We start from the raw sequence: 6,890 nt of genomic DNA on the forward strand, positions 1-6,890 counted from the left end.
CCAATCAATAAAAAAAACCGCAAACGATTACACCGTTTGCGGTTCTATCCGTAGCCTCAACAGGGATCGAACCTGTATCTAAAGTTTAGGAAACTTCTATTCTATCCATTGAACTATGAGGCCAGTACTTTTTAACCCCAATCCTGGGATCGGGTGGCAAAAGTAAGGGTTTTAAATTAATATTTAAAGACTTTCTATATCTACTTTTCCACCGGCCGGGGCGTAGATGCTGTCAATCTCCTTCCTGAATTTCTCCAGTATCACCTTCCGTTTGGCCTTCAGGGTAGGGGTGAGCTCGCCGCCATCCACCGTCCATTCGTGGGGGAGGAGTAGGTATTTCTTTACCTGTTCAATATGGCTGAAAAACTGGTTGTATTTGTCTACCGCCTGTTTGTAGAGGTCCTGTACATCCGGGTTTTTTATGAGCTCTTCGTTGGAAGTGACAGTAATACCGCGCTTTTGCGCCCAGTTACGGAGATTACTGAAGGCAGGAACAATGAGCGCTGCCGTAAATTTGCGGTCTTCCCCAACAATCATGATCTGTTCAATGTAGGGCGACTCCTTAAATTTGTTTTCGATAGGCTGTGGCGCCACGAATTTGCCGCCGGAGGTTTTGAAGAGTTCCTTTTTCCGGTCGGTTATTTTCAGGAATTTATTGTCGATCATAACACCAATATCGCCGGTATGGAACCAGCCGTCTTTAATAGCGTCTGCTGTAAGGTCAGGGCGTTTGTAGTAGCCAATAGTTACATTTGGCCCTTTGCAGAGGATTTCCCCATCTTCCGCGAGTTTCACCTCTACGCCGCTGATAATGGGGCCTACGGTGCCAAACATGCGGTCTTCCACATTGATGCGGTTCACACTGATCACCGGCGATGTTTCAGTGAGACCGTAACCCTCCATGATAGGGATGCCGCCGGCAGTGAAGATTTTCAGGAGGCGCACCTGGCAGGCGGCGGCGCCGTTTACAACGGCCTGGATATTGCCGCCCAGGGCAGCCCGCCATTTACTGAAAACCAGTTTATTGGCCAGTTTGAGCTGGAGATTGTACCAGGCCCCCTGGTCTTTATTGATTTCATACCGTTTGCCAAGATCCACCGCCCAAAAGAACAGGGCTCTTTTAATGCCTTTGAGCTCCAGGCCGGTAGTCATGATTTTTTCATATACTTTTTCCAACAGCCGGGGTACGGTGGTAAAGATAGTGGGCTTCACTTCTTTCAGGTTGTCGCCAATGGTTTCCATGTTCTCTGCATAGTAAACCGGTACGCCGGTGCAGAGATACAGGTAGGTAACCATTCTTTCAAATATGTGGTTCAGTGGCAGAAAGCTGAGGGCTTTTGCCTCTTTATTAACGGGCAGATAGGGTTGGCAGGCCAGCACATTGCTCATAATGTTATGGTGACTGAGCATTACGCCTTTTGGCGTGCCGGTAGTACCTGAGGTATAAATGATGGTCACCAGTTCTTCCGGGGAAATATTTTTCTTTATCCCGTTAATCTGTTCAAAGTCGGCAGTATCGGCCATTCCAGGGATTTCCGACCAGTGGCGTGCGCCTTCCACTTTGTTAAAGGTGAATATTTCCCGGATGGTAGGGAATTTATCCCTCATAGCGTTAACCTTAGCCAGCAGGTCTTTATCGCTTACAAAAAGAATACGCGCTTCCGCATCATTCAGTACATAAGCCAGTTCTGTTTCACTGATGGTAGGATAAATGGGGGTGAGCACTGCGCCGAGTTGCTGGCATGCCAGGTCAGTAATGATCCATTCCGGCCGGTTGGGAGAGATGATGGCTATTTTATCTTTTTCCTCGTTCTTTTTAATGCCCGGCCTGATGCCCAGTTTGAGCAGGCCGGAACTGAACCTGAGCGTGAGGTCCGCTACTTCTTTCGTACTGTACTTTTTCCATTGCCCGTTTTCTTTGCCGGCCAGCATATCTTCTTTGGGATAATTGGCTAACTGGTAAGAAATCACATCAAATAGTCGTTGCGGTTGGTCCATGCTGCTGTAATTTTGTTTTGGCTAAAATATCAGATACGTGTGTGCTGTTTTTGTTCTTTCAGTTTTTCATATTCTTCCAGGGTATTCCCGAAGGAATCTTTGTGATAGGCATTAAAATACTGGAAAGCCAGTGCAATACCCCATCCCAGTGCCGGCCATATAGGCCAGGGGGTACCATGCGTTTTATCACTGTCTGTCAGAAACCACACTGCCCATAGTCCCAGGTTAACCACCAGATAAATGATCAGGTGGGACTTAAATCCAGCCCTGGCTTTTGCGATGCGCCAAAGTCGGTTATCTCTTTCTTGAGTTGTTTCCATGGAAGTAAGTTTTAGGTACTGGTGTTGTACTAAATTTAAGCATTTTATTGGCTTAATGCAGAAAAAAACGGAAAAAACAGGCTTAGCGGTTAGCCTTGATATCGAAGGAGATGTTTACCTGTGAATTGATGAGTTTGTCCTGTAAAGATTTATCTGCGCGATAGCTGATACCCCATTGTGTGCGGTCTATATTGAAGTTGGCGATTGCGCTGATGCTATTGTCTTTTAGCGTAACCCGGGCAGGGAAGGAGATGTTTTTGGTGACGGATTTAAGGGTCAGGTTCCCTTTAATAATATGGGTAGCATTCCTGAGTGTGAGCTCATCACCATCCGATGGATGAAAGGGAGTTACCTCAGTGATTTCAAAGGTAGCAGCGGGATATTTTTTTACATCAAAAAACATTTCTCCCTTCAGTTCAGTTTCCAGTTTGCGCTTCATAGCGGAATCAGCTGCCAGGTCAATGTCCTGGAGCGAATGCATATCAATGATAAACTGGCCTCCTGTAATGAGGCTGTCTTTTACGTATAATGCGCCGCCGGCCAGTTTCAGGGAGCCATGATGCTTACCGGTGGGCTTGGTGCCTATCCATTTCACAATGCTGGCAGCGGTATCCGGAAGATACGCGTTGCCGGTGCCTGCCTGTACAGTTTGTGCATCGGTGATCCTGGCTTTATCCGCTTTAGGCGCCTGTTCGCATGCAATGATGCCAGAGGCTATTACGAGCATTATACATAAACATCTTTTCATAAATACTTATATACTTTAAAACAAGCGCCCGGTTTGGAAGGGCGCTTGTTGATATATTCTTTATTCCGCCAGTTCCCGGTTGCCTACCCACACAAACCGCTTCACAATAAATTCCTGGTTGGTAAAGCTGGCATTACCTGCCGGGTTACCGCCGGTAACATGGAAGTCAGAAAAAGCAGCGTGCTGGTTTACCCAGATGAATCCTGTAAGATTAAAAGATACAGGAGTGAAAACGCTGTTCATTTCTTCTGTTATTTTTTCTTTGGCAGATGGATCTGTGGTATATGCCCCACAGGTGATGGCTCCATATTTCTGGGCCATCTGTTTGGCCAGTTGTATACTGTGTGCGGTGTCCCTGGTTTTAATGATAAGGATCACCGGGCCGAAAAGCTCTTTTTCGTAGATGGAAGTATCGGCGCTGGTCACTTCTATAATAGTAGGAGCGCATACCCTGGCCTTGGAGAACTCTTCATTTGTTACCGGGGCGCCTTCCAGGATCACTTTACCACCGAGGTGACGCGCTTCTTTTGCGCGGGCCAGGGTGCTATCATTTTGTATGGCGCCAAGTGTGCCTGCTCCCATTTTCGGGTGGTTTACCAGGCCTACTACTGCGTCCTTGAATTTCTGCACTACCTCGTTGAAGGGAACCTGCCCACTGGCAGTTTTGATGCCTTGCTCGGGAATGAAAAAATTCTGCGGCGCAGTACACATCTGCCCGGAGTATAAACTAACAGAAAATGCAAGGTTCTGAATTACCGCATCAAGATCAGTAACACTGTCAAGAATTACTGAGTTAACCCCTGCTTTTTCCGTGAATACCGTTTTACCAGGTAATGATTCCACATAGTTGCCAAAGGCGCTGCCGCCGGTATAATCGATCAGCTTCACATCCGGATGCCCGCACAATTCCTTTGCGATCAGGTGGTCTGAGCTGTCGGCTGCCAGCTGGCAAAGGTGGGGATCATAGCCATTGTCATGAAGTGATTGCTGGATGGCGCTTACGGCAATGGCAATAGGCAGCACAGCTTTCGGGTGGGGCTTCACAATCACCGGGTTACCGGTGATCAGGTCGGCATATACACCGGGAAGTGTATTCCACACCGGGAAAGTAGAGCAGCCAATCACTACGCCCGGGCCTTTGGGTATTGGTTTGAAGGTTTTGTAAAGTTTAATGCTGGTTTTGCCCATGGGTTTCTCCCAGGTTAATGAAGGCGGGTACCGCTGTAGTTCGTGGTAACCGGTGGCAATGGCTTCCAGGGCACGATCGCTCGCATGCGGACCGGAAGCCTGGAAGCTCATCATAAAGCTCTGGCCGGTAGTATGCATGGTGGCATTGGCAATGTCAAAGAAATAGTCCTTTATCCTTTCCAGGGTTTCAGTGAGTATGCCGGCTCTTTCCGTTACGGACACTTTTGCCCAGCTATTGCCGGCTTCCATGGCTTTCTTTAACAGGTCGCCCACGGGGAAAACAGGATAGGTAACGCCCAGCACCTCCAGGGTGTAGGGGGATATTTCCTCTCCGCTCCAGCCGGTTTCACCGGTTTGCAGTAACTGTTTGAAGGGTTTTCCCAGCAATTGCTGATAGCTCTGTACGCCTTTTGCATGCGCCTCTTCGCCGTAAGCCTTGGGATGCTCCGGGTATTGCGAATAGAAAGTTCGTTCGTGGTTCGCCTTTACAGCATTGTCGATAATGTTTTGGTGTTTGTTAACGAGCATATTCAGATTTTGAGATTTACAATTTACGGATTTAGTCATTCAGTTGCTACAGCAACTAATTGGCCAAACCGGTAAATCAAAAAATATCTAAATACTAATACCCGGAATTGATCAGCGTAAACCTTCCATCGTTGTAATATTCATCAGGTTTCGGCTTTAACGGATTGCTGCGCTGAAATTTCAGGAAAGCATCATAATCGGTTTTATGTAATCCTACCCACGCTTTGTAGCTGGCCTGGTTGGCACTGGGGCCAAACAACCACTGGTTGTACGACTCAAACATTCCCTCCCGTAACAGGCGGCGCTGATAATCGAAAAGCGCATATGGATATTTCATACCGTAAAAGTTGTACCAGTCCAGTATAAAACGGGTACGTACCATAATCAGCGCATCAGGATCTATTCCCCCGGTTACTACACTGATCTGCTTGCCCATACAGGCTTTATATGCTTCTACAAACTCGTTGCTGCCCTTTCTGCCTTTCTTGTCTTCCGGTAATGCGCTTTCAAAAAGGGAGGGATCATTGAATAATTTCTTATACGATTCCAGTACAATATTCCTCACTTCTGCCGTGCGTGTGGTGAAACTTTCCATATTCATGAAGGTTTCGCCATAGAGAATACACCACAGGGGATTATTGCTGAAGTCGTATGTTTTGGTGGCATTGTAGTAATTGCCGGGAAACCCGGGATCCTGTTCAATACCTTTGATCCAGCTGCGAAGCGCCCCATCGTACATTTTGAAATTCATCAGCAGTGTACCGTTATCGTTGTATAATTCCCCGCTGTTGGGAAACTTTTTGATGGCCCGCTCATACATACGTTGTGCGGTTTTCCATTCTTCCCTTCCCACATAAATATTCCCTGCAATCTGGAACACCTGTACATCTGCTTCCTTGCTGCTGAGCAGGGGTTCAATTACGGTCTTTGCTTTTACCAGGTCACCTTTCAGGTAGTAGGTAAACCCCAGTTGTTTTTTAAGTTCAAAATTGTCCGGTTCAAGCTGCAAAGCCTGGTTCAGCACTAGTATGGCATTTGAATAATCTCCGCTACGAATAAAGCCGGTGGCTGTATTATACAACTCTTTGGCATCCTGTGCAACTGCAACCTGTGAAAATAAAACTCCCGCAACAAAAAGTGCTTTCAATAAAGAAGACCGTATGTTCATCCCTGTCTGTCGTTTGCTGTAAAAGTAAGGAAAATGGGGTAATGTGCCAGCCATCAATCTGTGGGCAGGGCGACAGCAGGAATATCTTCTTTATATTATCTTAAATTATCATTCGATTCCAGGATATCTTTATTAAAAAATATAATGCCTACCCAGAAAACAAGCAGGGCTACAGCCAGCCATGTCATGGAATCGGGCGATGTGGCAATAACAGCCGGTTTGATCACCGTTTCTGCTCTGCCAAAATTGACAGCCAGCGGAATGAAACTGAGTAATGCGTTGGAAAGAAAGGTAAATGTGAGGCTGCGCGACCGGTAGTAGAGCCATGAAAGGAAAGCCGTAACAGGCAGGAAAAGCAGCATACTGGTGGGATAAATGTAGGGCACCACCGCCATGAGTGAAGCCATAACAACAGAGGTAGTTGGCGGGTATTTTTTTAGTAATCCATTCAATATAACACCGCGGAAAATAAATTCCTGCATGGCGGGAATCAGTAAAATAAATACCAGGCAGTACATTATTTTGTTATGTATCATATGCCAGCGGCCATCCCAGGAAAACGGGAGTTCCCCGGCAAGGTACCGGAGAAAGATCAGCTGGAAATATAGTGCGGGCACAATCAGCAGCAGCATCCAGAGGTTATTGCCCTTTGGAATCCGGAGCAGCAGGCCCATTCCCGGACCGGCTGTTTTTTGACGATGAACCACTAGGTAGCCGCATACCAGCAAAAGGGGAAGCGTTACATCCAGCAGGTAAACCGCATAGATCAGTTCAAAAGAAACATAACCGCTGAGGAAGTAAAAAGAAAAATGAACAGCGTTACTCAGCAGGAACAGCACCAGGGTTATTAGCCATGCTTGTTTCATGGAAGGATAGGCGGGGATATCCACTTCCTGGATATCCTGGAGCAGATCAGGATTTTGTGGCATAGGTATAATTG

General features: G+C 46.9%; 6 protein-coding genes and 1 tRNA gene. All 7 read right to left on the reverse strand.

What is annotated here, in order from left to right:
* Positions 1-51: 51 nt before the first annotated feature.
* Positions 52-123: transfer RNA gene (locus tag VIM72_RS07925), tRNA-Arg, on the reverse strand.
* 60 nt (positions 124-183) lie between these two features.
* Positions 184-1,998 (reverse strand): long-chain fatty acid--CoA ligase, encoded by a 1,815-nt coding sequence (locus tag VIM72_RS07930; protein ID WP_332002299.1) that lies wholly within the window; start codon positions 1,996-1,998, stop codon positions 184-186.
* 29 nt (positions 1,999-2,027) lie between these two features.
* Positions 2,028-2,318, reverse strand: coding sequence for a 2TM domain-containing protein (locus VIM72_RS07935; RefSeq protein ID WP_332002300.1), 291 nt, complete (start codon positions 2,316-2,318; stop codon positions 2,028-2,030).
* 82 nt (positions 2,319-2,400) lie between these two features.
* Complete coding sequence (locus VIM72_RS07940; protein ID WP_332002301.1) at positions 2,401-3,066, reverse strand: YceI family protein; 666 nt, start codon at positions 3,064-3,066, stop codon at positions 2,401-2,403.
* Positions 3,067-3,126: 60 nt separating this feature from the next.
* Positions 3,127-4,782 (reverse strand): phenylacetic acid degradation protein PaaN, encoded by a 1,656-nt coding sequence (gene paaN, locus VIM72_RS07945; RefSeq protein ID WP_332002302.1) that lies wholly within the window; start codon positions 4,780-4,782, stop codon positions 3,127-3,129.
* 94 nt (positions 4,783-4,876) lie between these two features.
* Positions 4,877-5,950 (reverse strand): tetratricopeptide repeat protein, encoded by a 1,074-nt coding sequence (locus VIM72_RS07950; RefSeq protein ID WP_332002303.1) that lies wholly within the window; start codon positions 5,948-5,950, stop codon positions 4,877-4,879.
* 95 nt (positions 5,951-6,045) lie between these two features.
* Positions 6,046-6,890: CPBP family intramembrane glutamic endopeptidase (locus VIM72_RS07955; protein ID WP_332002304.1), on the reverse strand; the 845-nt coding region annotated here is incomplete at its 5' end.

The sequence above is a fragment of the Chitinophaga sp. genome (genome assembly GCF_036569185.1).
Classification (GTDB): Bacteria; Bacteroidota; Bacteroidia; order Chitinophagales; family Chitinophagaceae; genus Chitinophaga.